The sequence below is a fragment of the Bradyrhizobium sp. 521_C7_N1_3 genome (assembly GCF_052075975.1).
GTDB classification, from domain to species: Bacteria; Pseudomonadota; Alphaproteobacteria; order Rhizobiales; family Xanthobacteraceae; genus Bradyrhizobium; species Bradyrhizobium japonicum.
The window spans coordinates 2,694,034-2,720,620 of record NZ_CP197232.1; the positions used below are offsets into that span (position 1 = coordinate 2,694,034).

25 protein-coding genes are annotated in these 26,587 nt (G+C 64.7%); 20 read left to right on the forward strand and 5 right to left on the reverse strand.

Translation table 11 applies throughout. The features are described from left to right. The first annotated feature begins 112 nt into the window (after positions 1 to 112). The 3 genes from AB7008_RS12170 to AB7008_RS12180 all read left to right on the forward strand — a co-directional run bounded on the left by AB7008_RS12170 (position 113) and on the right by AB7008_RS12180 (position 1,972). The gene (locus AB7008_RS12170; RefSeq protein WP_028160326.1) at positions 113 to 349 is read left to right on the forward strand and encodes a hypothetical protein; all 237 of its coding nucleotides are present in this window, start codon (positions 113 to 115) and stop codon (positions 347 to 349) included. Between the two features lie 99 nt (positions 350 to 448). Next, complete coding sequence (locus tag AB7008_RS12175) at positions 449 to 694, forward strand: hypothetical protein (RefSeq protein WP_028160325.1); 246 nt, start codon at positions 449 to 451, stop codon at positions 692 to 694. A 114-nt stretch (positions 695 to 808) separates the two neighbouring features. Beyond that, positions 809 to 1,972: a winged helix-turn-helix domain-containing protein gene (locus AB7008_RS12180; RefSeq protein WP_441258868.1), complete on the forward strand. Its 1,164-nt coding sequence runs from the start codon at positions 809 to 811 to the stop codon at positions 1,970 to 1,972. Between the two features lie 91 nt (positions 1,973 to 2,063). Here the strand turns inward: AB7008_RS12180 and AB7008_RS12185 are convergent, their stop codons facing one another. After that, positions 2,064 to 2,492: a DUF2809 domain-containing protein gene (locus AB7008_RS12185; RefSeq protein WP_304492956.1), complete on the reverse strand. Its 429-nt coding sequence runs from the start codon at positions 2,490 to 2,492 to the stop codon at positions 2,064 to 2,066. A gap of 80 nt (positions 2,493 to 2,572) precedes the next feature. Here AB7008_RS12185 and AB7008_RS12190 point away from each other — a divergent pair, with 80 nt between their 5' ends. The 10 genes from AB7008_RS12190 (at position 2,573) to AB7008_RS12235 (ending at position 16,836) form a co-directional block, all read left to right on the forward strand. Further along, positions 2,573 to 3,904, forward strand: a complete 1,332-nt coding sequence (locus tag AB7008_RS12190) for an MFS transporter (RefSeq protein ID WP_304492957.1) — start codon at positions 2,573 to 2,575, stop codon at positions 3,902 to 3,904. Between the two features lie 310 nt (positions 3,905 to 4,214). Beyond that, positions 4,215 to 5,321, forward strand: coding sequence for an efflux RND transporter periplasmic adaptor subunit (locus AB7008_RS12195; RefSeq protein WP_028170414.1), 1,107 nt, complete (start codon positions 4,215 to 4,217; stop codon positions 5,319 to 5,321). A 233-nt stretch (positions 5,322 to 5,554) separates the two neighbouring features. Beyond that, positions 5,555 to 8,692 (forward strand): efflux RND transporter permease subunit, encoded by a 3,138-nt coding sequence (locus AB7008_RS12200; RefSeq protein WP_248881639.1) that lies wholly within the window; start codon positions 5,555 to 5,557, stop codon positions 8,690 to 8,692. A gap of 33 nt (positions 8,693 to 8,725) precedes the next feature. Beyond that, positions 8,726 to 9,325 carry a TetR/AcrR family transcriptional regulator gene (locus AB7008_RS12205; protein WP_304492958.1) on the forward strand — a complete coding sequence of 200 codons (600 nt, stop codon included), beginning with the start codon at positions 8,726 to 8,728 and terminating at the stop codon, positions 9,323 to 9,325. 119 nt (positions 9,326 to 9,444) lie between these two features. After that, the gene (locus AB7008_RS12210) at positions 9,445 to 10,068 is read left to right on the forward strand and encodes a flavin reductase family protein (RefSeq protein ID WP_028160319.1); all 624 of its coding nucleotides are present in this window, start codon (positions 9,445 to 9,447) and stop codon (positions 10,066 to 10,068) included. 288 nt (positions 10,069 to 10,356) lie between these two features. Beyond that, complete coding sequence (locus tag AB7008_RS12215; RefSeq protein ID WP_441258869.1) at positions 10,357 to 12,624, forward strand: acyl-CoA dehydrogenase; 2,268 nt, start codon at positions 10,357 to 10,359, stop codon at positions 12,622 to 12,624. Continuing rightward, positions 12,624 to 13,907 (forward strand): acetyl-CoA C-acetyltransferase, encoded by a 1,284-nt coding sequence (locus tag AB7008_RS12220; protein WP_028160317.1) that lies wholly within the window; start codon positions 12,624 to 12,626, stop codon positions 13,905 to 13,907. Before AB7008_RS12215 ends, AB7008_RS12220 begins: the two co-directional genes overlap by 1 nt. Positions 13,908 to 13,909: 2 nt before the next feature. Continuing rightward, positions 13,910 to 16,006 carry a 3-hydroxyacyl-CoA dehydrogenase NAD-binding domain-containing protein gene (locus AB7008_RS12225; RefSeq protein WP_441258870.1) on the forward strand — a complete coding sequence of 699 codons (2,097 nt, stop codon included), beginning with the start codon at positions 13,910 to 13,912 and terminating at the stop codon, positions 16,004 to 16,006. A 7-nt stretch (positions 16,007 to 16,013) separates the two neighbouring features. Then, on the forward strand, positions 16,014 to 16,424 hold the full coding sequence (locus tag AB7008_RS12230; RefSeq protein ID WP_028160315.1) for an acyl-CoA thioesterase: 411 nt from the start codon (positions 16,014 to 16,016) through the stop codon (positions 16,422 to 16,424). A gap of 220 nt (positions 16,425 to 16,644) precedes the next feature. Continuing rightward, a complete protein-coding gene (locus AB7008_RS12235; protein WP_028134810.1) occupies positions 16,645 to 16,836 on the forward strand; it encodes a hypothetical protein in 192 nt (63 codons plus the stop codon). Between the two features lie 318 nt (positions 16,837 to 17,154). Here AB7008_RS12235 and AB7008_RS12240 read toward each other — a convergent pair whose 3' ends face one another. Continuing rightward, entirely contained in the window at positions 17,155 to 17,547 is a 393-nt protein-coding gene (locus AB7008_RS12240; protein WP_248881644.1) for a nuclear transport factor 2 family protein, read from the reverse strand. 336 nt (positions 17,548 to 17,883) lie between these two features. Then, positions 17,884 to 18,348: a nuclear transport factor 2 family protein gene (locus tag AB7008_RS12245; RefSeq protein ID WP_014497449.1), complete on the reverse strand. Its 465-nt coding sequence runs from the start codon at positions 18,346 to 18,348 to the stop codon at positions 17,884 to 17,886. Between the two features lie 154 nt (positions 18,349 to 18,502). On the opposite strand from AB7008_RS12245, the gene AB7008_RS12250 reads away from it, so the two are divergent. Together AB7008_RS12250 and AB7008_RS12255 are read left to right on the forward strand one after the other, a co-directional pair. Further along, the gene (locus AB7008_RS12250; protein ID WP_441258871.1) at positions 18,503 to 19,201 is read left to right on the forward strand and encodes an HAD family hydrolase; all 699 of its coding nucleotides are present in this window, start codon (positions 18,503 to 18,505) and stop codon (positions 19,199 to 19,201) included. A gap of 91 nt (positions 19,202 to 19,292) precedes the next feature. After that, positions 19,293 to 20,138: a DeoR/GlpR family DNA-binding transcription regulator gene (locus AB7008_RS12255; protein ID WP_014497447.1), complete on the forward strand. Its 846-nt coding sequence runs from the start codon at positions 19,293 to 19,295 to the stop codon at positions 20,136 to 20,138. Positions 20,139 to 20,142: 4 nt separating this feature from the next. Here the strand turns inward: AB7008_RS12255 and AB7008_RS12260 are convergent, their stop codons facing one another. Both AB7008_RS12260 and AB7008_RS12265 read right to left on the reverse strand, forming a co-directional pair. After that, positions 20,143 to 20,568 carry a type II toxin-antitoxin system VapC family toxin gene (locus AB7008_RS12260; protein WP_304492963.1) on the reverse strand — a complete coding sequence of 142 codons (426 nt, stop codon included), beginning with the start codon at positions 20,566 to 20,568 and terminating at the stop codon, positions 20,143 to 20,145. Beyond that, entirely contained in the window at positions 20,565 to 20,846 is a 282-nt protein-coding gene (locus tag AB7008_RS12265; protein ID WP_304492964.1) for a type II toxin-antitoxin system Phd/YefM family antitoxin, read from the reverse strand. Before AB7008_RS12265 ends, AB7008_RS12260 begins: the two co-directional genes overlap by 4 nt. 231 nt (positions 20,847 to 21,077) lie before the next feature. Between AB7008_RS12265 and glpD the strand changes: the two genes are divergently transcribed. The 5 genes from glpD to AB7008_RS12290 are packed head-to-tail and all read left to right on the forward strand — an operon-like array spanning position 21,078 to position 26,582. Further along, positions 21,078 to 22,628 carry a glycerol-3-phosphate dehydrogenase gene (gene glpD / locus AB7008_RS12270; RefSeq protein ID WP_028160310.1) on the forward strand — a complete coding sequence of 517 codons (1,551 nt, stop codon included), beginning with the start codon at positions 21,078 to 21,080 and terminating at the stop codon, positions 22,626 to 22,628. Then, positions 22,625 to 23,701 (forward strand): ABC transporter ATP-binding protein, encoded by a 1,077-nt coding sequence (locus tag AB7008_RS12275; protein ID WP_028160309.1) that lies wholly within the window; start codon positions 22,625 to 22,627, stop codon positions 23,699 to 23,701. The genes glpD and AB7008_RS12275 overlap by 4 nt, the downstream gene beginning before the upstream one ends. A 15-nt stretch (positions 23,702 to 23,716) precedes the next feature. Continuing rightward, positions 23,717 to 24,802 carry an ABC transporter ATP-binding protein gene (locus AB7008_RS12280; protein ID WP_441258872.1) on the forward strand — a complete coding sequence of 362 codons (1,086 nt, stop codon included), beginning with the start codon at positions 23,717 to 23,719 and terminating at the stop codon, positions 24,800 to 24,802. Then, on the forward strand, positions 24,802 to 25,776 hold the full coding sequence (locus AB7008_RS12285) for a carbohydrate ABC transporter permease (RefSeq protein WP_028160307.1): 975 nt from the start codon (positions 24,802 to 24,804) through the stop codon (positions 25,774 to 25,776). Before AB7008_RS12280 ends, AB7008_RS12285 begins: the two co-directional genes overlap by 1 nt. Then, positions 25,776 to 26,582, forward strand: coding sequence for a carbohydrate ABC transporter permease (locus AB7008_RS12290; RefSeq protein ID WP_441258873.1), 807 nt, complete (start codon positions 25,776 to 25,778; stop codon positions 26,580 to 26,582). The genes AB7008_RS12285 and AB7008_RS12290 overlap by 1 nt, the downstream gene beginning before the upstream one ends. Positions 26,583 to 26,587: the final 5 nt, after the last annotated feature.

A 26,587-nucleotide genomic window follows, 5' to 3' on the forward strand; every position in this document is an offset into this window, starting at 1 on the left:
CCGCGTCCAATGACCGCCGAGGAAGGGAGCCGAGTTCAGTCCAGTGCCCAGGCCGAGTGATTACCAGTTCTATCGTGGCGGCCCGCCGGATCGGACAGTCTTTCTGAGCTCAATGCCCATTTATATCGGTGCGGCGATGATCGCGGTGGCGATCCTGCTGTCTACGCTGATCACCGGGCTGAGCAGCCGTTACGTCGGCCTCGACGGTCCGAACGACGAGAACATGTGGCTGGTCGACCGCCTCACCGGCAGCGTCTATCGCTGCCAGGCAGAGGGGCGTGGAAAAGCGTCCTGCGAGCCCGATATCGCCACAGGTAGCGTCGGGGAGCGATCAAAAGCCGCACGCTAGAACGATGAAATTCCCTTCTCGGTGAAGCGCTATGCCGGAAAAATAGATGCCGCGCAGGCCGGCATCACGCCGGCTTCGTTTTCCGGAGGAGGAAACTTGATGAAGACCCTGTTGCTCGCGGCGGCGTTCGCTGCACTTGCCCTGTCTCCCGCGTCGGCCGCCAAGATGTCTTGCACCAGCGCGAACATGGCCAAGCTCGTTGTCGGGTTGGGCGGTGAAGACACGCCGGGCAAGATCGCGGCGCGCAAGTCGATGGCCTCGGCCAATTCCGACATGAGCAAGGGCAACATGCGCGGCGCCTGCACGCACTACATGAGCGCCGAGAAGGCGATGGCGATGAAGTAACCTCGCGCCAATCTGGCGCGACCGGGCCGCGCTGGCAGCAGATGGCAGCGCGGCTTTTTCTTCTCTTCAGCCTCTCTTTTTCCCGGCGCGAATCCGGCTACATTGCCTCCTGCAATGTCACGCGCGCCCAAACCCTTTCCGATCCCAACGATACAGGCCCGACGGATCTGGCTGCATGCCCAGCGGCTGGACGAGCGCGCGCCGTTCGGGGAGGGTGCGCGCGCGGTGGCGGATGCGATCGCCCATCTCGGTTATGTGCAGATCGACACCATCAACGTCATCGAGCGCAGCCACCACCACATCCTGTTCAGCCGCATCCCGTCCTACCGGCGTGCCGATTTGCGCCAGGCCCAGAGCGTCGACCGGAGCGTGTTCGAATACTGGACCCATGCGCTGTCCTACGTGCCGGCGAACGATTTTCGCTTCCTCCTGCCGGCGATGCGCGAGCACCGGCGCGAGGGGCACAAATGGTACGCTTCGGTCACGCCGGCCGATACGCGCAAGGTGATGCGGCTGCTGCGCGCCGGCCCGCTGACGATCCGCGACATCGAGGACGACGTGCTCACCGAGAAGGAGCATCTCTGGCAGAGCCGAAAACCCTCGAAGCGGGCTTTGCAGCTCGCCTTCTACACCGGCGTCGCGACCGTCAGCGCGCGCCAGGGCATGCTCAAGACCTATGAGCTGATGACGCGGCACTTCGGCTGGGACAAACTGCCGAAGCCGGCGTCGGCGAGAGACATCACGGCCTATCTGCTCGACCGCGCGCTGCGGTCGCAGGGCGTGGTCAGTCTGGATTCGATCTGCCACCTCGATGCGCCGAGCAAGAAGGCGATCGCTCAGCTGGTCGCCTCACGCGTCCGCCGCGGTGAGCTCGTGCCCGTTGCGATCGAGGGCGCGGGCAAGCAGGAGCATTGGGCTGCGCCTGCGGCGCTGGAGCCAGGTGAGGGCGCCTCGCCCGATCTCGTTCACGTCCTCTCGCCGTTCGATCCCCTGATCATCCAGCGCAAGCGCACCAATCTGTTCTTCGGCTACAACCATCTGTTCGAAGCCTATGTGCCGAAGGCCAAGCGCAAGCTCGGCTATTTCGCGTTGCCCGTGCTGGTGGGCGATGAGATCGTCGCGGCGCTTGACCTCAAGACCGATCGGCAGGCCAAGAAGCTGTTGATGCAGAAATGGACCTGGGTCGGGCAGGGGAAGAAGACGGCGGGGCGCAAGGAGCTGAAGCGCGTGATCGAGGAGGAGCTCGATCGCTTCGAGCGGTTTCAGCTCGCGGAGTGAAGGCTGCACGCCACGGTCTCGGTCTCGTAGGGTGGGCAAAGCGAAGCGTGCCCACCATCGTGGTCCGCGAAGGAGAATGGTGGGCACGGCGCTAACGCGCCTTTGCCCACCCTACAAGACCATCAATCCAAACGCCGAACGCAATCCCCACCCCATACGCCACCAGATTCCACAGCGAGAAGATCCGTCCTAACAGCAGCGCGCCCGCGGTGGTGAGCCGGAACGCATCGAGCCAGGGCGCGTGCACCAGCCGGGAGAACTCGACGGCGATCGCGATCGCCGCAGCGATGGCTGCAAGTCGCCTCCGCGACATCCCTGGCAGCAAAACCCCGACCAGCAGAAGCACCATCGTCGCCCACAGCAGCGAGCCGCCATACTTCACGACGAAGGCGGGAAGCCCGAGCGGAAAGCCGTACCAGCGCAAGGACAGCCCGCAGGCGATCACGATCAGCGCGAGGGCGGCGCGGGTCAGCGATCGCTGTCGCAGCGCGACGGTGTTGACCGGTTGCGCCCCGTGCATTGCTCGCTCCATTGACTCTTTGCCCGCGATGCTCAAAACCGCCATCAGCCCATAAAAGCAACAACCCCGGGGGGAAAGCCATGAGCCAGACCACGACCTATGCCGGTTCCGCCGGCTCAGCCAAGTCGGAAATCGAGACCTCGACGATCCGCGCCATCTCCTGGCGCCTGATTCCGTTCCTGGTGCTGGCCTACTTCTTCTCCTATCTCGACCGCGTCAATCTCGGCTTCGCCGCGCTGACCATGAACGCGGAGCTGAAGTTCACGCCGCTGATCTTCTCCTGGGGCGCAGGCATCTTCTTCATCGGCTATTTCATCTTCGAGGTGCCGAGCAATCTGGCGCTGGAAAAGTTCGGCGCGAGCCGCTGGATCGCTCGCATCATGGTGACCTGGGGCATCATCTCGGCGCTGATGGCGCTGGTCAGCGGCGTGACGAGCTTCTACGTGCTGCGCTTCCTGCTCGGCGTCGCCGAGGCCGGCTTCTTTCCCGGCATCATCCTCTATCTCACCTACTGGTACCCGGCCGAGTATCGCGCCCGCTTTCTCGCCGCCTTCGCCATCGCCGTCCCGGTCTCCACCGTGATCGGCGCGCCGATCTCGGGCCTGCTGCTCGGGCTCGACGGCGCGATGGGGCTGAAGGGCTGGCAGTGGCTGTTCATCATCGAGGGCATCCCCTCGGTGCTGCTAGGCATCGTCACCTGGTTCTATCTCACCGACAAGCCGGAGAAGGCGGACTGGCTCTCGGCCGATCAGAAGGCCTGGCTCAAGTCCAGGCTCGATTCGGAAATCGCGGCCAAGCAGGCGGTGAAGCATCTGTCGCTCGGCGAGGCGCTATCGTCGCCGAAGGTGATCATGCTGAGCCTGGTCTATTTCGGCTTCGTCGGCGCGCTCTATGGCATGCAGTTCTGGCTGCCGCAGATCGTCAAGGCGTTCGGCCTCACCAACGCCCAGACCGGCTTCGTCACCGCGATCCCGTATCTGTTCGGCACCATCGCCATGATCCTGTGGGCGCGGCATTCCGATGCGACGCGCGAGCGCGTGATACATGTCGGCGCGCCGCTGCTGCTCACCGCCGTCGCGCTTGGCGTCTCCTCCTATCTCACCGATCCCACCATGACGATGGTGGTGCTCACCGTCGCGGCGATCGGCGTGTTCTGCTGCTTCGGCGTGTTCTGGACCCTGCCGACCGCCTGGCTCTCCGGCACGGCCGCGGCCGGCGCCATCGCGCTGATCAACTCGATCGGCAACCTCGCCGGCTTCGGCGGTCCGTATTTGATCGGCTGGGTCAAGGAAGCCACCGGCCAGACCTCGACCGGCTTGTTGGTGCTGGCGGTCCTGCCCTTGATCGCCGGCATTTTGGTCTTCATCGGCGGCCACGAGAGCAAGCACGAGTTCGCCGGGCAGGGGCGGTAGGCCACCCGCACCGCTGCGCAGCCCGGATGGAGCGAAGCGAAATCCGGGACTGCTCGAGCTACAACCTGCAGGGCACAGGCCTCGTAGGGTCGGCAAAGGCGCGTTTCGCGCCGTGCTCACCATTTTTCTAATGCCGGCATGCGTGGTGGGCACGCTTCGCTTTGCCCACCCTACGATAGCACCTCCCAGCGGCGGCATCCCAATCCTTACCACCCCTTAACGATCACGCTTTCCTGATGACTGACGATTATTGACTTTTATCAGTGATTAGTTGACATTCCTCTCATTGCAGTCGCGGGAGTGTCCTCCGATGTTCGTTCGGTCAGTTTTGTCCAGCTATTCCAAGCTCTTGGCGGGTGTCTCGCTGGCCCTGATGGCCGCCGCGCTGGCCGGGTGCAATGACACCGTCGCTGAAAAGGCTGAGCCGCCGCGGCCGGTTCTGGTCGCGACCGCCCATTATGATGCCGAGACGCCGGAGCGCAGCTTCGTCGGCACCGTCAGGCCCCGGATCGAGAGCGATCTCGGTTTCCGCGTGGCCGGCAAGGTTGCCAAGCGCCTGGTCGAGGTCGGCCAGACCGTCGAAGTCGGGCAGCCGCTCGCGACCCTCGACGAGGTCGATCTGAAGCTCCAGGCCGAGCAGTCCGTCGCCGAGCAGACCGCCGCGACCGGCGTGCTGGCCCAGGCCGCCGCGGCCGAGCAGCGCGCCAAGGATCTGAAGGCGAAGGGCTGGACCACCGATGCCCAGATGGATTCGAGCCGTGCCGCCGCCGACGAGGCCCGCGCGCGCCTGAACCGGGCCGAGCGCTCGGTCGAGCTGACCAAGAATTCCCTTTCCTACGCGACGCTCAACGCCGACGCCCGTGGCGTCGTCACCGCAACGCTGATCGAGCCCGGCCAGGTGGTCGCCGCGGGCCAGGCTTCGATCCGCGTCGCCCGCTTTGCCGAGAAGGAAGCGGTCGTCGCGATCCCTGAGACGCTGGTTGGACGTGCCAAGTCGGGCGCCGCCAGCGTCACTCTTTGGTCGGAGCCGGACAAGAAGTATGCGGCCAAGCTGCGCGAGATCGCGCCGGCGGCCGATCCGGCCACGCGCACATATCTTGCAAAGTTCTCGCTGCCCGAGGCCGACGACAAGGTTTCGCTCGGCATGACCGCGACGCTGACGCTGTCGGATGCCGCCACCGAGCGCGTCGCACGGCTGCCGCTGTCGGCGCTGTTCAACGAAGGCGGCAAGCCCTCCTTCTACGTCGTCGACGACAATGGCGCCGTCACGCTCAAGCCGGTCGTGGTGAAGTCCTACGAGAGCAACGACGTCATCATCACCAGCGGTGTCGAAGAGGGCGCAAAGATCGTGGCCCTCGGCGTGCAGAAGCTCGATCCGAGCCAGCGGGTGCGGATCGTCTCGTCGCTGTCCTTCTAGAGTTTAGCGCATGATCCGGAAAAGTGAGCAGCGGTTTTCCGAGAAGATCATGCGCAAAGAATAAGAGTCACGTCGTGTGAGGTGAGTTTCGGCCCAAGCGCAAATGCTGGGGCTGAAGCGGCGAAGCGATCCAGAATCTGCCCAGCCCCCTGGATTGCTTCGCTGCCTCGCGACGACGGTTTGAACAGAGTGGCTGTGGTTTTTTTGCAACTGGATCATCTTTGGAGAGTGCGATGAAGCGCTTCAACCTTTCGGCCTGGGCCGTCAGCCATCCGACGCTGGTCCTGTTCCTGATGATCATTCTCGGCGTCGCCGGCTTCTTCTCCTATCAGAAGCTCGGGCGGGCCGAGGATCCGTTCTTCACGGTGAAGGTGGTCAACGTCTCCGTGATCTGGCCGGGCGCGACCGCGCAGGAGATGCAGACGCAGGTCGCCGATCCCATCGAGAAGAAGATCCAGGAGCTGCCTTATTTCGAGAAGGTGCAGACCTATTCCAAGCCGGCCTTCACCGCGCTCCAGGTGACCTTCCGCGATTCCACGCCGCCGAAGGACGTGCCGTATCTGTTTTATCTGCTGCGCAAGAAGCTCGCCGACGTGCAGGGCCAGTTGCCTTCGGGCATTCTGGGACCCGTCGTCAACGACGAGTTCTCCGACGTCGATTCCATCCTCTACATGATGACCGGCGACGGCGCCGACTATGCCCAGCTCAAGAAGGTCTCGGAAGGCTTCCGCCAGCGCCTGTTGAAGGTGCCGGGCGTGACCAAGGTCGACGTCTACGGCAACCAGGACGAGCGCATCTTCGTCGAATTCTCGCACGCCAAGCTCGCCACCCTCGGCATCACGCCGCAGGCGCTGTTCGATTCGCTCGCCAAGCAGAACAACGTGACCCCGGCCGGCACGGTCGAGACCTCGTCGCAGCGTGTGCCGCTGCGCGTCACCGGCGCGCTCGATGGCGCCAAGGCCGTCGCCGAGACGCCGGTCGAAAGCAACGGCCGCGTGTTCCGCTTGGGCGATATCGCCACGGTCACCCACGGCTATGTCGACCCGCCGAGCTTCGTCGTGCGCCAGGAAGGCAAGGCCGCGATCGGCATCGGTGTCGTAACCGCCAAGGGCGCCAACATCCTCGATCTCGGCAAGGAGGTCGAGAAGGCCACCGCCGAGTTCATGAAGGCGGTGCCGCAGGGCATCGACGTCAAGCTCATCGCCGACCAGCCCAAGGTGGTCGAGCACGCCGTCGGCGAGTTCGTGCACTCCTTCATGGAAGCGCTCGTCATCGTGCTGTTCGTGTCGTTCCTGGCGCTCGGCTGGCGCACCGGCATCGTGGTCGCGCTGTCGGTGCCGCTGGTGCTCGGCATCGTCTTCGTGGTCATGAACACGATGTCGCTCGATCTGCACCGCATCACGCTCGGCGCGCTGATCATCGCGCTCGGCCTGCTGGTGGATGACGCCATCATCGCGGTCGAGATGATGGTGGTGAAGATGGAACAGGGCTGGGACCGTTTCCGCGCGGCCTCCTTTGCCTGGGAATCCACTGCGTTTCCGATGCTCACGGGAACGCTGGTCACGGCCGCTGGCTTCCTCCCCATCGGCTTTGCCAATTCCGCGGTCGGCGAATATGCCGGCAGCATCTTCTGGATCGTGGCGATCGCGCTGGTCGCCTCCTGGTTCGTGGCGGTGATCTTCACGCCCTATATCGGCGTCATGTTGCTGCCCAACATCAAGGTGCACCACAATCACGATCCGCACGCGGTCTACGAGACCCGCATGTACCGCGGCCTGCGCGCCATCGTGCAATGGTGCGTCAACCACCGCATCACCGTGGTGGCCGCGACCGTCGGCGTCTTCATCGCCTCGATCGTCGGCTTCGGCCATGTCCAGCAGCAGTTCTTCCCGCTGTCGGAGCGGCCCGAGCTGTTCCTCCAGCTCCGCCTGCCCGAGGGCACCGCCTTCAACGTCACCGAGAAGGCGGTGAAGAAGGCCGAGACGCTGCTCAAGGACGACAAGGACATCGAGACCTATACGTCTTATATCGGCCAGGGCTCGCCGCGCTTCTGGCTCGGCCTCAATCCGCAGCTTCCGAACGAGGCCTTTGCCGAGATCGTCATCGTCGCCAAGGGCGTCGAGGCGCGCGAGCGCATCAAGGCCAAGATCGAGAACGCGGCTGCGGAGGGCATGCTGACCGAGGCGCGCGTGCGCGTCGACCGCTTCAATTTCGGTCCGCCGGTCGGCTTCCCCGTCCAGTTCCGCGTGATCGGCCCCGACGCCAACAAGGTGCGCGAGATCGCCTATCAGGTCCGCGACGTCATGCGGCAGAACAAGAGTGTCAAGGACGTCCAGCTCGACTGGAACGAGCAGTCGCCCTACCTCAAGCTCGTCGTAGACCAGGATCGTGCCCGCGCCATGGGCCTGACGCCGCAGGACGTCTCGCAGGCGCTGTCCATGCTGATCTCGGGTGCGCAGGTCACGACCATTCGCGACGGCATCGAGAAGGTGGCCGTGGTCGCTCGTGCGATCCCGTCCGAGCGTCTCGATCTCGGCGGCGTCGGCGATCTGACCATCACCTCGAAGAACGGCGTCGCCGTGCCGCTCCAGCAGATCGCCAAGATCGAGTATGCCCACGAGGAGCCGATCATGTGGCGGCGTAACCGCGACATGGCGATCACCGTGCGCTCCGACGTCGTCGACGGCGTGCAGGCGCCCGACGTCACCAGCCAGATCACGCCGAAGCTGAAGGCGATCAAGGACAATCTCGAGCCGGCCTACCGCATCGAGCCGGGCGGGGCGTTCGAAGAATCCGCCAAGGGCAACGCCTCGATCTTCATCCTCTTCCCGCTGATGGTCATGGTGATGCTGACGCTGCTGATGTTCCAGCTGCAGAGCTTCTCGCGCCTGATCCTGGTGTTCCTCACCGCGCCGCTCGGCATCGTCGGTGCCTCGTTCGGCCTCAACGTCGCCAATGCCCCGTTCGGCTTCGTGGCGCTGCTCGGTCTGATCGCGCTCGCCGGCATGATCATGCGCAACACTGTCATCCTGGTCGACCAGATCGAGACCGACGTCTCCCACGGCCTGACCCGGCGCGAGGCGATCGTGGAGGCAACCGTCCGCCGCGCCCGGCCGGTGGTGCTGACGGCGCTCGCCGCCATCCTGGCCATGATCCCGCTGTCGCGCTCGGCCTTCTGGGGCCCGATGGCGATCACGATCATGGGAGGCCTGTTCGTCGCGACCTTCCTGACGCTGCTGTACCTGCCGGGCCTCTACGCCCTGTGGTTCAGGAAGAGCCTGGACGAGGCGGGCACCCCCGAGCAGCCTGCCGCGCCGCAGCATGGGAGCGATGACCAGCACGCAATTCCGCTTGCTGAAGCGGCTGAATAAATGAGAAGAGTGCTGACGGACGAGTCCTGACACATGACACTGGTTGCGGAACATATCGAAGGCGACACCCGGGATCGTATCCTCGAGGTGGCCGAACGGCTGTTCCGCCAGATCGGTTACCAGAAGACCACGGTCGGGGACATCGCCAAGGAGCTCAGGATGAGCCCCGCCAACGTCTATCGCTTCTTCGAATCGAAGAAGGCGATCCACCAGGCGGTTGCGCGGGGCCTGATGGGTGAGGTCGAGCTGGAGGCGCAGCGGATCGTGACCCGGCCCGGTCCGGTGCTGCCACGCTTCCGTGAGCTGCTCACCACCATCCACCGCATGAACACCGAGCGCTATGTCGGCGATAACAAGCTGCACGAGATGGTCGCGATCGCGATGGAGGAGGACTGGGACGTCTGCGTCGCCCATATGGAGTGCATCGCCGGCGTCATCGGCCAGATGATCGCGCAAGGTGTCGTTTCCGGCGAGTTTGAGGCGCCGGACCTGCAACTGGCCTCGCTGTGCGCCTGCACCGCGATGATCCGCTTCTTCCACCCCCAGATGATCGCCCAGTGCGCCACCAAGCCGGGTCCGACCATCGACCAGATGATCGATTTCGTCATCGCGGGTCTGTCGCCGCGCCCCTGACCAATGTTTTGAGTTGACCGTCATTCCGGGGCGATGCGAAGCATCGAACCCGGAATCTCGAGATTCCGGGTTCGGTCCTGCGGACCGCCCCGGAATGACGGAAAACGGAGAAGCAGCGCGTGACCGACAAAGACCTCTATTTCTACGAGCCCTCCAAGGGCCACGGCCTCAAGCACGATCCCTTCAACGCCATCATCGCGCCGCGGCCGATCGGTTGGATCTCCTCCCGCGACACCAAGGGTCACGTCAACCTCGCGCCCTACAGCTTCTTCAACGCGTTCTGCTACGTGCCGCCGATCATCGGGTTCTCCTCCACCAACTGGAAGGACACGGTCTCGAACATGGAGCAGACCGGCGAGTTCGTCTGGAATCTGACCACGATGGATCTCGCCAAGCACATGAACGCGACCGCCGCGCATGTCGGCCCCGAGGTCGACGAGTTCAAGCTCGCAGGGCTGACCGCCGTGCCGGGCAAGCTCGTCAACGTGCCGCGCGTGGCTGAGAGCCCGGTCGCCTTCGAGTGCAAGGTCTCCGACATCGTCCGCCTCAAGGGCGCCGACGGCAAGGAGGCCGACGCCTGGCTGACGCTGGGCGAGGTCGTCGCCGTCCATATCGATAAGGCCATGATCAAGGACGGCGTCTACCAGACCGCCGCCGCCCGCCCCATCGTCCGCGCCGGCCGTCGCGGCGACTACTTCGAGATCAAGCCGGAAAACATGTTCGAGATGGTGCGGCCAGATTAGGCCGGCCTCTCCACGCCGTTATTCCGGGGCGCGCCGTCAGGCGCGAGTCCGCAATCCATAACCACCATCGGGAAATATGGATTCCGGCTCGCGCTTCGCGTGCCTCGGTTTTGCTGCATCGAAGTACCCACGCTCCTCCCCGGAACTGCCTCCACGCCCCGGCCGTTATGGCCCCCGGGGCGGCCGCCCGGCCGCGTCAATTCGCTTCTTTTTGCTCGTGAAGTGTTCACTTACCCCGGCCACTTTCCGCTAAAATGCCGATAACCGCGCCGATGCATGAGGTCAGCCATGAGCTTCCGCCGCGACAAAATCACAAAGCCGATCTTCTCCTGGGCGCGCGGCGTGCTGCCGGCGATGTCCGACACCGAGCGCGAGGCGCTGGAGGCCGGTGACGTCTGGTGGGATGCTGACCTCTTCACCGGCAACCCCGACTGGTCGAAGCTGCTGAAGGTGCCTCAGGCGACGCTAACCCCCGAGGAACAGGCCTTCCTCAGCGGCCCCGTCGACGCGCTCTGCGCCATGCTCGACGAGTGGAAGATCTTCTGGGAATGGCGCGACCTGCCGCAGGAGGTCTGGCATTTCGTCAAGCGCGAAAAATTCTTCGGCATGATCATTCCGAAGGAGTTTGGCGGCCTCGGCTTTTCGCCCTATGCCCATTCGGAAGTGGTGCGCAAGATCTCGACCCGCTCGATTGCGGCGGCCGTCACCGTGATGGTGCCGAACTCGCTCGGGCCGGGCGAGCTGTTGATGCGCTTCGGCACGAAAGAGCAGCAAGAGCGCTGGCTACCGCGCCTTGCCGACGGCCGCGACATTCCCTGCTTCGGCCTGACCAGCCCCGAAGCCGGCTCCGACGCGGCCTCGATGGTCGACACCGGCATCATCTGCAAGGGCGATTTCGAGGGCCGCGAGGTCATTGGCCTCAGGCTCAACTGGCACAAGCGCTACATCACGCTCGGCCCGGTCGCGACGCTGCTCGGGCTCGCCTTCAAGGCCTACGATCCTGATCATCTCGTGGGCAGCCAGGACGAGCTCGGCATCACCGTCGCGCTGATCCCGACCAATCTGCCGGGCGTCAAGATCGGCCATCGCCATCTGCCGTCGATGCAGGTGTTCCAGAACGGCCCGAACTGGGGGCGCGACGTCTTCATCCCGCTCGACTATGTCATCGGCGGCAAGGAGAGACTCGGGCAGGGCTGGAAGATGCTGATGACGGCGCTTGCCGCCGGTCGCGGCATTTCCCTTCCATCGTTGTCGGCGGCCGGCGCTGCCTATGCCGCCCGCACCACCGGCGCCTATGCCCGCATCCGCGAGCAGTTCGGCATCTCCATCTCCAAATTCGAGGGCGTCGAGGAGCCGCTCGCGCGCATCGTCGCCACCGCCTACCAGCTCGACGCGGCGCGCCGGCTGACCTGCGCGGCGCTGAACGCCGGTGTCCACCCTGCCGTCATCTCCGGCATCATGAAGCTGCACGCGACCGAGCGGATGCGCACCGCAGTCGACGACGCCATGGACATCCATGGCGGCAAGGCCGTGATCGACGGTCCGCAAAACTATCTCGGCAATCTGCACCGCGCCGTGCCTGTCGGTATCACGGTCGAGGGCGCCAACATCCTGACCCGCAACCTCATCGTGTTCGGGCAGGGGGCGATCCGCGCACATCCTTATCTGCTCGACGAGATGAACGCGTTGGCCGACACCGACCGTGAGCGCGGGCTCGCCGCGTTCGACAAGGCGTTCTGGAAACATGTCAGCCATAGTTTCCAGACGCTGTTGCGTGCGTTCGGCCGGAGCTGGAGCTTCGGCGCCTTCGCGCTTGCGCCGGATGCGGGCGATGCCACGCCATTCTACCGCCAGCTCGCGCGCTACTCCGCGGCCTTTGCGCTCTGCGCCGACATGGCACTGCTCACGCTCGGCGGCGCGCTCAAGCGCAAGGAGATGCTGTCGGCGAGGTTCGGCGATATCCTCTCCGAGCTCTACCTGCTCTCGGCCGCGCTGAAGCGCTGGCAGGACGAAGGCCGGCAGAAGGAGGATTTTGCTGCGCTCGAATGGTGCATGGCGACCGGCTTCAAGACCATCGAGAACCGGCTTGCCGAGATCCTCGCCAATCTGCCCAATCGTTTTGTCGCTGTCATCCTCAAGCTCATCGTGCAACCCTTCGGCGCGCGGGTGCTCGGCCCCTCCGACCGTGTCGTGCACCAATGCGCAAGTCTCGTGCTGGAGCCGTCGGCCGCGCGCGAGCGTCTCACGCCGGATCTCGCCCATGTCGACGACGACGGCGGCTTTGCCCGGCTGGAGCGCGCATTCAAGCTCGTTGCGGGCACCGATGCGATCGCCAAGCGCATGCGCGCCGCGCACATCCGCGACTGGAAGGACGCCGTCACCAAGGGCGTGATCACGCAGGCCGAGGGTGAGCAGCTTGCCGCCGCTCACGAAGCCGTCACAAAAGTGATCGAGGTCGACGATTTTGCGCCGGAAGCGCTGTCGCCGATTTACAAGAAAACCGGAGATGTGCATCAGTTCTTCCAGGAACTCGGTGAACAGAGGGCGGCGAGCTGATGGCACGACCGGTTTTCATCGTCGACGGCAGCCGGACGCCGTTTCTCAAAGCGCGTTCGGGGCCGGGACCGTTCACGCCGGTCGATCTCGCCGTGCAATGCGGCCGGCCGTTGCTGGCGCGTCAGCCGTTTTCACCTGATGATTTCGACCAGGTCATCCTCGGCTGCGTCAACGTGATCGCGGACGAGATGAACCCGGCCCGCGTCGCCGCGCTCCGGCTCGGCATGGGCGAGGACATGGTCGCCTTCACCGTTCAGATCAATTGCGGCTCCGGCATGCAGTCGATCGACACGGCCTACCGCTACATTCGCGAGGGCCATGCCGACATGGTCCTCGCCGGCGGCACCGAGGCGCTGAGCCACGCGCCGCTGGTCTGGCCGAACTCCGGTGTGCGCTGGTTCGCCGGCCTTGCCACCGCCAAGGGCGTGGCCGCGAAGCTCGCTGCCGCCTTCAAGCTGCGGCCGCGCTATCTCAAGCCGATCATCGGCCTGGAGCGCGGCCTCACCGATCCCATCACCGACCTGAACATGGGCCAGACCGCCGAGGTCGTCGGCCATCTCTTCGGCATCACGCGGGCACAGTCCGACGCTTATGCCGCCGAGAGTCATCGCCGGCTCGCGCATGCGCAGGCCGAAGGCTTCCTCAAGGGCGAGGTCGAGACCGCGTTCTCACGCGACGGAAAATTCTTCGATCATGACGACGGCGTGCGGCCGGATTCGACGGCCGAGACGCTGGCAAAGCTCCGGCCGGTGTTCGAACGCCCCTGGGGCCAGGTCACCGCCGGCAATTCCTCGCAGATTACCGACGGCGCGTCCTGGGTGATCCTCGCCTCCGACGCGGCGGTCGCAAAGCACAAATTGACGCCAAAGGCTGTCATCGTCGACAGCCACTGGGCCGCGCTTGATCCCAGCATCATGGGGCTGGGTCCGGTGATGTCGGCGACGCCGCTGCTCCAGCGCAACGACCTCACCGTCAAGGACGTCGAGACCTGGGAGCTGAACGAAGCCTTCGCGACCCAGGTGCTCGGCTGTCTCGCCGCCTGGAACGACGACAAATTCTGTCGCGAGATCCTGGGCCTCGACGGCGCGGCCGGCGAGATCGACCGTGACAAGCTCAACGTCGATGGCGGCGCCATCTCGCTCGGCCATCCCGTCGGCACCTCCGGCAACCGCATCGTGCTGCATCTCGTCAACGCGATGAAGCGGCTCGGCACGCGCCGCGGCGTCGCGACCGAATGCATCGGCGGTGGGCTCGGCGGCGCCATGCTGATCGAGGCGGTGTGACCATGGATTCCAGGATCATGACCGCACTCGGCGACCGCGTGCTGGAGCTTGGGCCCAGGCCCGCGACTGATAGCCCCTACAGGCACTTCAAGTTGACGCGCGATGCCGACGGCGTCGCCTGGCTGCTGTTCGACCGCGCAGATGCTAGCGCCAATACGCTGTCCGCGGACGTGATGGAGGAGTTCGATGCCGTGCTCGCGGCGATCGAGACCGAACGTCCTGCAGGCCTTGTGATCCGCTCGGCAAAGCCGTCCGGCTTCATTGCCGGCGCCGACGTCAACGAATTCCGCGGTGCCAGCGATCCCGAGATGGTCGAGACACGCATCCGCGCGGCGCATGCGGTGGTTGATCATCTGGAGGCGCTGAAGCTGCCGACGGTCGCGGTCATCCACGGCTTCTGTCTCGGCGGCGGGCTGGAGGTCGCGCTGGCCTGCCAGTCGCGGATCGCGATCGACGGCGCGCGCTTCGGCTTCCCGGAGGTGATGCTCGGCCTGCATCCCGGCCTCGGTGGCACCGCGCGCTTCACCGCGCTGGTGAACCCGACCCAGTCGATGGCGCTGATGCTGACCGGCCGCACCATCGATGCGCGCCGCGCCAGATCGCTCGGCCTCGTCGATACCGTGACGCAGGAGCGGCACGTCCGTAACGCGGTGAAGGATGCACTGTTCGGCCGCTTGACGCGGGCGCGTCCTGGCCTTCTGACTCACGCGGCCAATTTCGGTCCCGTGCGCGGGCTGCTGGCCAGGCGCATGCGCTCGGAGGCGGCGAAGGCCGCGTCGCGCGAGCACTATCCGGCCCCTTACGCGCTGATCGATCTCTGGGAGACCCATGGCGGCAGCAAGGCCGCGATGCTGAAGGCCGAGCAGGCCTCGTTCGCCAGGCTGATGGTGACGCCGACCGCGCAGAATTTGATCCGCGTGTTCTTCCTGCGGGAGCAGATGAAGAAGACGGCCGGCGGCGGCAATGCGGTCAAACATGTTCACGTCATCGGCGCCGGCGCCATGGGCGGTGATATTGCGGCCTGGTGTGCGGGACAGGGGCTGCGCGTCTCGCTCGCGGACATGAAGGCGGAGCCGATCGGCGGCGCGGTGAAGCGCGCCGCCGATCTCTACGGCAAGATCATCCGCAAGCCGACCGAGGTGCGCGATGCGCTGGATCGTCTGATCCCCGACATGGACGGCGAGGGCGTTCGCAACGCCGATCTCATCATCGAAGCGGTGCCGGAAAAGCTCGAGCTGAAGCAGAAGGTCTATGCCGGCCTCGAGCCGAAGATGAAGCCGGGCGCGATCCTCGCGACCAACACGTCGAGCATTCCGCTCCAGGATTTGCGCACCACGCTGGCGCGGCCCGAGCGCCTCGTCGGCCTGCACTTCTTCAACCCGGTGTCGCGGCTGCAACTGGTCGAGGTCGTCAGCCATGATGGCAACGACGCGCAGGTGCTCAAGGAAGCGCTCGCCTTCGTCGGCGCGATCGACCGTCTGCCGCTTGCCGTGAAGAGCTCGCCCGGCTTCCTCGTCAACCGTGCGCTGACGCCCTACATGCTGGAGGCGATGGTGATGTTGGACGAGAAGATCGACCAGCGCCTGATCGACGCGGCGGCCGAGCAGTTCGGCATGCCGATGGGGCCGATCGAGCTCGCCGACCAGGTCGGACTCGACATCTGCCTCGACGTCGGCGACATGCTGCGTACCAAGTTCGGCGATCTGCTCCCGCCGACGCCGGCCTGGCTGCGCGAGAAGGTCGCCAAGGGCGAGCTTGGCCGCAAGACGGGCAAGGGATTCTACACCTGGAAGGACGGCAAGGCGGAGAAGGCGCCGTTGCCCGAGACCGGCCCACGCGTCACCGACCAGATGATCGACCGCCTGGTGCTGCCGATGTCCAACGTCTGCGTCGCGGCGCTGCGCGAGGGGATTGTTGATGATCCCGATATGGTCGACGGCGCCATGATCTTCGGCACCGGATATGCACCGTTCCGCGGCGGTCCGCTGAACTACGCGCGCACGCGCGGCGTGGAAAATGTCGTATCCACCCTGCGCGCGCTGGCCGAGCGATTCGGCGGGCGCTTTGCGCCCGATCCGGGCTGGGACAATTTCAAGTGAGACCGACATGACCGAAACGTCCGACACCGAGCCGAGCGGCGATCTCTGCATTCGCACGCTGGCAATGCCTGCCGACACCAACGCCAACGGCGACATCTTCGGCGGCTGGCTGCTCAGCCAGATGGATGTCGGCGGCGGCGTGTTCGCATCGAAGCTCGCGAGGTCGCGCACGGTCACCGTGGCGATCGAGGCGATGAATTTTCGCAAAGCGGTCTATGTCGGCGATCTCGTTTCGGTCTATGCCAATCTCGTCCGCGTGGGCCGCACCTCGATGACCGTGCATCTCGAAGCCTGGGCGCTGCGGCGCAGGGAGCTCCAGCCGATCCTCGTCACCGACGGGCATTTCACCTACGTCTCGATCGATGATGACGGCCGTCCGCAAGCGATCCAGCGCAACGATCCGCCGATCGCGACGTAATCGCGCGCGACGCTCTGCCCCAGCTCACGAAAACTTGCGGCACGCCAAACGCGGCGCGACTGAGTCATCGCGTCGCGGCTTCGCCAAGAACAAGTCATAAAACGGATGAGGTCCCGGCGTACTCAATTGCGTGTCGATTCGGGGTGGAAACGGTCTCAAATGCTCAGGAACCTTTGGGCAGGATTACCGTTATTTGCCCGCACTGAGGAATCTACGGACCATGCCGGACAGCTACATTATCGAAGTCGACTCGCAAACCGCAGGTATCGTCGTTCGTTCTCAGGGAGGCTATTGTTTCTTCGCCTCGTCGCACCGCTTCAATCGCCTTGAAGGCCAGCTTTTCCGCAACGCCCGCGAAGCAGAACGCGCCGCGCGCAAGCTGGTTAACGGCGACGTGAAGGAAGCGGCGTAGGCGCCTTCCGCTGGTGATTTCTGACGCGCAAAGCGTGGTCGGAATTTTTTGCAGCCCTTGATGCCGCTGCCTTTTCCTTCTCCCTTCATGTCCGCCGAAGCCTTGGCGAAGGCGGATGTGGGAGAAGGTGCATAGGCCGCCTTCGGCGGCCGTTGCTAAGAGAACGCCGAAGCAAAGCTTCGGCTATAGCGCTGGATGAGGGGTTTCTATCCGCGAATTCAATCGTGAGAGGGTCGCCCGCGGGGGAACCCCTCATCCGTCTCGCAGCTGTCGCGGCGAGCCACCCTCTCCCACAGGGGGGAGGGGTAAGAGCGTCGATCACAACTTCGTCGCGGAGCGTGACAACAGCTTCCAATCGTCGCCCTGCTTCAGCCAGTTCATCAGGATATGAAGGCTGTTTGCCACTTTCTGTCCGCCGGTCATCATCTCGGCCAGCCAATGGAAGCGCACGATCGCGACGGGGCCGACGATCTTGATGGTCGGGTCCTTGTACGTAATCGACAGGAACTCCGTCTTGCCGTCGGTGGCGTTGGCGACGAAGGCCGCCCTGTCCTCGAGGAAGCCGTTGGAGTGGCTGTAGCTCAGATCATCCGCGCATAGCGCGCTGAGCGCTTCCGGGTCGGCCGCGATCTGGGCGAGACGAAATGCCTCGACGTTTCTTGCCACCGCCTCGTGGTCCGTTATGGCGGCATGATCGCGATTCAGTGTCATCGTGTCCTCCGTTCTTGATCTTGCGCCCACTGTTGCAGCCGCACTTGATTTTGTCGAGCGTCAGGTCGCAATGCGCTCGCATTGCGAGAGGTGGCGCGATTTCTGACGCGCAAAGCGTGGTCGGAATTTTGCAGCCCCTGATGCTGCGGCCTTCTTTCTTCTCCCATCATGTCCGCCGAAGCCTTGGCGAAGGCGGATGTGGGAGAAGGTGCATAGGCCGCCTTCGGCGGCCGTTGCTAAGAGAACGCCGAAGCAAAGCTTCGGCGTTCTCAGAAACGGTGGCCGAAGGCCGCCTATGCCACCCTCTCCCGCAGGGGGAGAGGGTAAGAGCACCGATCACAACTTCGTCGCAGCCCGCGACAGCAGCTTCCAATCGTCGCCCTGCTTCTGCCAGTTCATCAGGATGTGAAGATTGGTCGACACTTTCTTCCCATCGGCCGCCATCTCCTGTTCACCCATCCAGTGGAAGCGCACGATCGCGGCCGGGCCGACGACCTTGATGGTCGGGTCCTTGTACTCGATCGACAGGAATTTTGATTTGCCGTCGGTGGCGTTGGTGATGAAGGTCGCCTTGTCCTCGACCTTGCCGTTGGAATGGCTGTAGCTCACCTCGTCGGCGCAGAGCGCGCCGAGCGCCTTGGGATCGGCCGCGATCTGGGCGAGGCGGAAGGCCTCGACCTTCTTCGCCACGGCTTCCTCGTCCGCCGAAGCAGCCAGCGCCGGCGTGAGAGCGAGCGCAGAGACCGCAAGGCTTGAGACAGCAAGAGTCGAGAGAGCCAGATCGCGTCGGTTGATCGTCATCGTTTCCTCCTTTTTGATCTTGCGCCGAGTGTTGCAGCCGCGCGCGACTTTGTCGAGTGTCGCGTGGCGGTCATGTCGATGCGTCATTGCGCGATCGGGGCTGCATTGATACGTGTTTCGCATTGATGCATCGTGCATTCGGGAAAGTACGGAAATGATCGAGGCCAAAGGGCGGGCGCGGGGGCAAGCGACGGGCAGGGCGCTGCTGTTCGACATCGACGGCACGCTGGCCAACACCGACCCGCTGCACCTCAAGGCGTTCAACCAGGTGCTTGGGCCGCGCGGCCATGTGTTCGATCACGCGCGCTTCTCCAGGGAGCTGCAAGGCTTCGCCAATGCGTCGATCGGCGAGCGCTTTCTGCCCGACGAAACCGCGGAACGGCGCGCCGTGATCCTCGGAGAGAAGGAGGTCGTCTTCCGCACACTCGTCGCCGGACAGATCGAGCCGCTTCCGGGTCTGATGGCGCTGCTCGACCGCGCGGATGCCGCCGGCATTCCCATGGTCGCCGTGACCAACGCGCCGCGTCTGAATGCCGAGCTGCTGCTCTCCGGTCTCGGCATCACGCACCGCTTCAGGGCGCTCGTGATCGGCGACGAGCTGCCGCACGGCAAGCCGCACCCGCTGCCCTATCAGGAGGGGCTGCGTTTCGTCGGTGGGCGCGCGACGGCTTCGATCGCGTTCGAGGATTCCCGCTCCGGCGTGCAGTCGGCGACGGCCGCCGGCATTCCGACCATCGGCATCCGGACGAGCCTCGGCCATGCGGACCTTGTTGGCGCCGGCGCGGTTGCCTCCTCCAGCGCGTTCGACGATCCGGAACTGCTCGCGCGTCTCGCCGCCGCGATGGCATGGTGAGAGGCCTTGTCCGTTAACCGTGATCGCCGAGCGCATTGACCGAACGTGCGAACCGCCGCACCATGCGCCTTCCTAATTTGAGGCCATCGCCGTGACCGGATTGACCCATCGCCAAGCCGAAATCCTCAACATCGCGCGCGCCTCGGGGCGCGTCATGGTCGAGGAGCTCGCGCGCCGGTTCGAGGTCTCGGCGCAGACGATCCGCAAGGATCTCAACGATCTCTGCGAGCGCCGCTCGCTGACCCGTATCCACGGCGGCGCCATCATCGCCTCCGGCGTCGAAAACCTCGCCTACGAGGCGAGGCGGTTCGTCGCCGCCGACGAAAAGAAGGCGATCGGGGCTGCTGCCGCCTCGCTGATCCCGAACGGCTGCTCGCTCTTCATCAACATCGGCACCACGACCGAGGAGGTGGCGAGCGCGCTGACCTCGCACGAAGATCTCCTCGTCATCACCAACAATCTCAACGTCGCGATGCTGCTCTACCGCCATCCCCGCATCGAGGTGGTGGTCGCCGGCGGCACGGTGCGGCGGGCCGACGGTGCCGTGGTCGGCTCGACCGCGACGCAGCTCATCGGCCAGTTCAAGGTCGACTACGCCATCATCGGGGCGTCCGCGATCGACGAGGAGGGCGCGCTGCTCGACTTCGACTATCGCGAGGTGCAGGTGGCGCAAGCCATCATCGCCAATGCCCGCAGCGTCATGCTGGTTGCCGACTCCACCAAGCTGCGCCGCAGCGCGCCGGTGCGCATCGCCCATATCACCCAGATCCAGACCTTCGTGACCGACCAGGAGCTGCCCGAGCGCCTCGCCACCATCTGCCACAGCAAGGGCATCGAGGTGATGGCGGCGATGCCGAAGGGGGCGGATATCGATGATGCGACCGCCGATGCTCAGGATGCGGCACCGGAAGCCGCGCCGGTGGTGCGGCTGAGATAGCGGCTTAGGCGCCGCTCCACGGGTTGAGCAGCGGAACGCCGAAGGCCGCGAAATCCTTCACATTGCGTGTGACGAGCGTGAGATTATTGGCGAACGCGGTGGCTGCAAAGAAGCCGTCCGTCACGGACAACGCAACGCCAGTGCGACGGCTCTGCGCCATCAGATCGCCCCAGCGCTCGGCGACCGCGTGGTCGATCGGCAGGATGCGCTGCGCGAACCGAGCCGGCAGGTCGTGGGCGAGCCAAGCGGCCAGTGCGGCGCGGCGACGGCCATCATCAAGCAGGGCGATGCCGCGGCGAAGCTCGGCGATCGAGGCAACGCTGATGAACGTGCGATCCTCATCGACCGTATCGAGCCATGCCAAGACCCTCGGGGAAGGCGCCGGCCGCTGAACCTCCGACAGCGCGTTGGTGTCGAGGAGCAGGTTCACGGCATCTCGTCGCGCGGTTCATCCTGCACCCGTTCAAGTTCGAGGTCGGCACCGCGCAGCGGCGAAGCCAGCAGGAATTCGGCCAGCGTGCCTTTGCGCGCCGTCTTTCGCGCCCATTCATCCGCGGAAACGACCACGGCATTGGGCCTGCCGTGCCGGGTGATGATCTGGGGACCCGTTTGGGCGCGATCGACCACCTCGGACAGGCGTGCCTTGGCATTGGCCAGCGTCCACGTGTCAGCCGGCGGCGAATCGGGAGCGGGGCTGCGGTCTGTCATGCCGAATATAACCAATATGACTATTATGACTATATTGATTGCGGATGGCTATTCAAGAGCAACAGTGCTTCTCGAATTGCCGTCTGGATTGCTCGTTTCGACAGCCGATTGCCCACCAAAAAAGTTCCTCTTTCACTTCCTTTCGCCTCTCTTTCATCTTGCTTTCGTTTTTCGGTGTGATCTAATCAAAAACGAAAGTAGTCGCTCGAAGGAACGAGCGGTCGCCGGGGGATGCGTCTGTTGGAGCGTATTTTCGACCTCGCCATTATCGGAGGCGGTGTTAACGGCTGCGGCATCGCGCGCGACGCGGTGGGCCGTGGCAACACGGTCTTCCTGTGCGAAATGAACGATTTGGCGAGCGGGACCTCGTCCTGGTCGACCAAGCTGGTGCATGGCGGCCTGCGCTATCTCGAATATTACGAGTTTCGCCTGGTCCGCGAGGCGCTGATCGAGCGCGAGATCCTCTGGGGCATCGCGCCCCATATCATCCGTCCGCTGCGTTTCGTTTTGCCGCATCACGCCGGCCTGCGTCCGGCCTGGCTGCTGCGCCTCGGCCTCTTCCTCTATGACCATATCGGCGGCCGGCACCTGTTGCCGGCGACGCGTTCGGTAGATCTCAGGCGCGACGAGGTCGGCCGTCCGCTGATCCCGAGCCGCTACAGCCGCGCGTTCGAATATTCCGACTGCTTCGTCGACGACGCCCGTCTCGTCGTGCTCAACGCGCGCGATGCCGCCGACAAGGGCGCCGAGATCCGCACCCGCACCCGCGCGACGGATATCAAGCAGTCCGGCGGCATCTGGACCGTCGGCATGGTCAACACGCTGACCGGCGAGCGTTCACAGGTCCAGGCCCGCGCGCTCGTCAATGCCGGCGGCCCCTGGGTCGAGGATGTGCTCGGCCGCGGCGCCGGCGTCAACGCGAAAGCCAAGGTGCGCCTGGTGCAGGGCTCGCACATCGTGGTCAAGAAACTCTATGACCACGACCGCGCCTACATGTTCCAGAACGCGGACGGCCGCATCATCTTCGTGATCCCGTACCAGGACGACTTTACGCTGATCGGCACCACCGACCGCGACTACGACGGCGATCCCGCCAAGGTGAAGGCGACGCCCGAAGAGATCGAGTACCTCTGCGCCGCCGCGAGCGAGTATCTGGCCAAGCCGGTGACTTCAGCGGACGTGGTCTGGACCTATTCCGGCGTGCGGCCGCTGTATGACGACGGCGCCAGCGAAGCCAAGGCCGCGACGCGCGACTACGTGTTCGAGCTCGACACACCCGGTGGCGTGCCGCTGCTTTCGATCTATGGCGGCAAGATCACGACCTACCGCCGGCTCGCCGAAGAGGCGCTGGAACGGCTCGCGCCCTATCTTCGCAGTGCGAAAGCGCGCGAAGGCTGGACTGGCAAATGGCCGCTGCCCGGCGGCGACATGGGCGTGTCCGACGTCGACGGCCTGATCGCCGAGCTCCAGCGCGGCTATCCCTTCCTCAGCCTCGAGCACGCCCGGCGTCTCGCCCGTGCTTACGGCACCCGTGCCATCAAGCTGCTCGGCGATGCGAAGTCGGCGGCCGATCTCGGCCAGGCCTTTGGCGCGACACTGACCGAGCGCGAGGTCCGCTACCTCATGGCCAATGAATGGGCGGTTACGGCGGAAGATATCGTCTGGCGCCGCTCCAAGCTTGGCCTGCGACTATCTGCCGATGAGATCGCTGCATTGAACGACTGGATTGCAACCCATACTGTGCCGCAAAGTCCCCTGCTGGAAGCGGGAGGACGCCCATGACCGTGACGCTCGATCATGTGACCCGGACCGTCGAGGGGATACCTCACATCCGCGACGTCTCGCTGACGCTCGAGAGCGGCACGCTCAACGTGCTGCTCGGGCCGACGCTGTCAGGCAAGACCTCGATCATGCGGCTGCTCGCCGGCCTCGACAAGCCGACCTCGGGCAAGGTGCTGGTCAACGGCAAGGACGTCACCGGTGTCGACGTGCGCCAGCGTTCGGTCGCGATGGTCTATCAGCAGTTCATCAACTACCCCTCGCTCTCGGTCTACGAGAACATCGCCTCGCCCTTGCGCGTGCAGGGCAAGCCGCGCGAGGAGATCGAGAAGCGCGTGGCGGAAGCAGCAAAGCTGCTCCGGCTCGAGCCGTTCCTGAAACGCACGCCGCTCCAGCTCTCCGGCGGCCAGCAGCAGCGCACCGCGATGGCGCGCGCGCTGGTGAAGGGCGCCGACCTCGTGCTGCTCGACGAACCGCTCGCCAATCTCGACTACAAGCTGCGCGAGGAGCTGCGTACCGAGCTGCCGCGCATCTTCGAGGCGTCCGGCGCGATCTTCGTCTATGCCACGACCGAGCCGACCGAGGCGCTGCTGCTTGGCGGCAACACGGTCTGCATGTGGGAGGGGCAGGCGCTCCAGATCGGCGAGACGCCGAACGTCTACCGCCGTCCGCAGACGCTGCGTGTCGCCCAGGTGTTCTCCGATCCGCCGCTCAACCTCGTCGGCATCGAGAAGAAGAACGGCTCTGTGCAATATGCGGGCGGCATCGCCGCGCCGGCCTCCGGTCTCTATTCATCGCTCGCCGACGGCGCCTATCGCGTCGGCTTCCGCGCCCATCAGCTGGCCCTCGCCAATGGCGAGGCCGACCGCCACGCCTTCCATGCCACGGTGACGGTGACCGAGATCACCGGTTCGGAGAGTTTCGTGCACTTGACCCGCGACGGATCGAACTGGGTGGCGGTGCTGCACGGCGTGCACGAGTTCGAGCCCGGCCAGACCATCGATGCCGTGCTCGATCCCAACGACGTTTTCGTGTTCGACGCGGCCGACCGCCTGGTCGCCGCGCCGAGCTCGTAAGGAGGGAGATGCGATATGGCCCGCATTGACCTCGTCGATCTCGCCCACTCCTACGGCGGCAATGATGCGCCGCAGGAAAGCTTTGCGCTGAAGCCGGTGACCATGACCTGGCGGCAGGGCGGTGCTTATGCGCTGCTCGGGCCGTCCGGCTGCGGCAAGACCACGCTGCTCAACGTCATCTCCGGCATCATCACGCCGTCGCGGGGGAAAATCCTGTTCGACGGCCAGGACATCACACCGTTGTCAACCCAGAAGCGCAACATCGCCCAGGTGTTCCAGTTTCCGGTGATCTACGACACCATGACGGTGGGGCAGAACCTGGCGTTTCCGCTGAAGAACCGCGGCGTGCCGAAGGCCGAGATCGACAAGCGCGTTGCCGAGATCGGCCGCCTGCTCGACCTTGAGCCCTATCTCAATCGCAAGGCGACGCGCCTCACGGCGGATGCCAAGCAAAAAATCTCGCTCGGCCGCGGCCTGGTCCGCTCCGACGTCGCCGCGGTGCTGTTCGACGAGCCGCTGACCGTGATTGATCCCGAGCTGAAATGGCAGCTCCGCTCCAAGTTGAAGGCGCTGCATCGCGAGCTGGATCTCACGATGATCTACGTCACCCACGACCAGACCGAGGCGCTGACCTTCGCCGACACCGTTGTCGTCATGCATGACGGCCGCGTGGTGCAGAGCGGCACGCCCGCCGAGCTGTTCGACAAGCCGGCGCACACCTTCGTAGGCTATTTCATCGGCTCGCCCGGCATGAACATCCTGCCGGCCGAGGTGAAGGGTCGCGAGGCGCGCATCGGTGGGAATGTCATCGCGCTCCACCGCAGCTATAACAACCTGCCTGCCGGCGCCAAGATCGAGATCGGCGTGCGTCCGGAGTTCGTCGATGCCGTCGCGCCCGCACCCGGGTTGCTCACCGCGAAGATCGACCGCATCGACGACCTCGGCCGCATCCGCTTCGCGCGCGTCCGCATCGGCGAGGCCAAGATCGCGGCGCGCGCGCCGGCGGGATTCACCAGCGCGGACGGCACCGCCGGGCTGAGATTCGATCCGGCGCATGTCCACGTCTATGCCAACAGCCTTCTGGTGGAGGGAGCCGCCTGATGGACAAGACCGTCAACCAAAAAGCCTGGTTCCTGGTGCTGCCGGTGTTCCTGGTCGTGGCCTTCTCGGCGGTGCTGCCGCTGATGACGGTCGTGAACTATTCGATGCAGGACACCTTCGGCAACAACCAGTTCTTCTGGAACGGCGTCGGCTGGTTCAAGGAACTGCTCGATCCCTCGACCGATCTCGGCGGCCGCTTCCTCGCCTCGCTCGGCCGCAATCTGTTCTTCTCGATGGTGATCCTCGCGATCGAGGTGCCGCTCGGCATCGTCGTCGCGCTGTCGATGCCACGCCAGGGCTGGACGGTGGCGGCCTGCCTCGTCATCCTCGCGCTGCCGCTGCTGATTCCGTGGAACGTGGTCGGCACGATCTGGCAGATTTTTGGCCGGCCCGACATCGGTCTGATGGGCTATACGCTCAATGCGATGGGCCTCGACTACAACTACGTGTCCAACGCAGTCGACGCCTGGATCACTGTCATCGTGATGGACGTCTGGCACTGGACCAGCCTCGTTGCGCTACTCTGCTATGCCGGCCTGAAGTCGATCCCGGAGGCCTATTATCAGGCCGCGCAGATCGACGGCGCCTCGCGCTGGGCCGTGTTCAAGGCGATCCAGCTGCCCAAGATGAACCGCGTGCTGCTGATCGCTGTGCTGCTGCGCTTCATGGACAGTTTCATGATCTATACCGAGCCGTTCGTCGTCACCGGCGGCGGTCCCGGCAACTCGACCACCTTCGTGTCGATCGAGCTCGTCAAGATCGCGCTCGGCCAGTTCGATCTCGGCAAGGCGGCAGCACTGTCGCTGGTCTACAATCTGATCATCCTGATCGTCTGCTGGATCTTCTACACCGTCATGACCAATGCCGGCGTCGAACGTAAGGCACAGGCGGAGAAGGAGCCGGCGGCGGAGCCCAAGCTCGCTGGCGCGCTCCAGCCTGCGCCCGCGCTCAAGCCGAAGGAAGGAGTGGCCTGATGCATTCGATTCCCGGCCGTCGCGTCATCATGGCGCTGTTCCTGATCTTCCTGCTGTTGCCGATCTACTGGCTCGTCAACATGAGCTTCAAGACCAACGCCGAGATCGTCTCGACGATGACGCTATGGCCGCATTCCCCGACGCTGCAGCATTACAGGCGCATCTTCACCGACGAGAGCTGGTATTCCGGCTACATCAATTCGCTGGAATACGTCGTCCTCAACACGATCATCTCGATCTCGGTGGCGCTGCCGGCGGCCTACGCGTTCTCGCGCTACCGCTTCCTCGGCGACAAGCATCTGTTCTTCTGGCTGCTGTCGAACCGCATGGCCCCGGCGGCGGTCTATGCGCTGCCGTTCTTCAACCTCTATTCGGCGATCGGCCTGTTCGATACGCCCTGGGCGGTCGCGCTCGCGCATTGCATCTTCAACGTTCCGCTGGCGGTGTGGATCCTCGAAGGCTTCGTCTCCGGCGTGCCGCGCGAGATCGACGAGACCGCCTTCCTCGACGGCTATTCGTTTCCGCGCTTCTTCATTCGGATCCTGGTGCCGCTGATCGCGAGCGGCATCGGCGTTGCCGCCTTCTTCTGCTTCATGTTCTCCTGGGTCGAGCTCCTGCTCGCGCGGACGCTGACCTCGGTGCAGGCAAAGCCGATCGCGGCGATCATGACGCGTACGGTGTCGGCCGCGGGCATGGACTGGGGCCTGCTGGCCGCGGCCGGCGTGCTGACCATCATCCCGGGCGCACTCGTGATCTGGTTCGTCCGCAATTACATCGCGAGCGGTTTCGCGCTCGGTCGGGTCTAGGGAGG